At 51.4% G+C, this 519-nt stretch carries 1 protein-coding gene; it reads right to left on the reverse strand.

The window, feature by feature from the left end; all coding sequences use genetic code 11:
- The coding region (locus tag ACG2E4_RS18510) for a serine hydrolase domain-containing protein (RefSeq protein ID WP_395277514.1) at nucleotides 1-519 on the reverse strand (519 nt) is incomplete at both ends.

The raw sequence follows: 519 nt of genomic DNA on the forward strand, positions 1-519 counted from the left end.
CAATTCTCGTCGTGTTGTGGAGTGCTGCATTCCCAGCGGATTGAACACTCTTTGCTGAAGCATTTCTTCATAGGACTGATCCTCAATTTGCGTCAGCGTGTAGCCCAGGATACCCGCCCCGATATTGGAGTACTGCCACGAGGTTCCCGGTTCGCCGGCAAGCTCTATTTCATTGCCCATATATTTGCGCAATTTGTCTTCATCATACTCTTTATAGGGATTATCCATGTGCCAAAGCGATTCCCAGACAAAGCCGGAGGGGATGCGCGGCAGCCCAGAGGTATGATTGGCCAACTGTTTGAAGGTAATCTGCAGGCTGTCGTGGAGGGGAAAATCCAGGTGCGCCTGGATGGGCTGGTCGAGCTGTAGCTTGTTTTCGGTTGCCAGGTCGGCGAGCAGGGCAGCGGTAAACACTTTGGATAGCGAACCTATCTCAAACACGCTGCTTTTATTGTCGATGGTTTTCAGCGTGTCATTGGTTCTCACGGCCCCGTAAAAAGTGGCGGTACTGTCATGAAT

The sequence above is a fragment of the Halalkalibaculum sp. DA384 genome (assembly GCF_043951955.1).
Taxonomy (GTDB): Bacteria; Bacteroidota; Rhodothermia; order Balneolales; family Balneolaceae; genus JAMQKA01.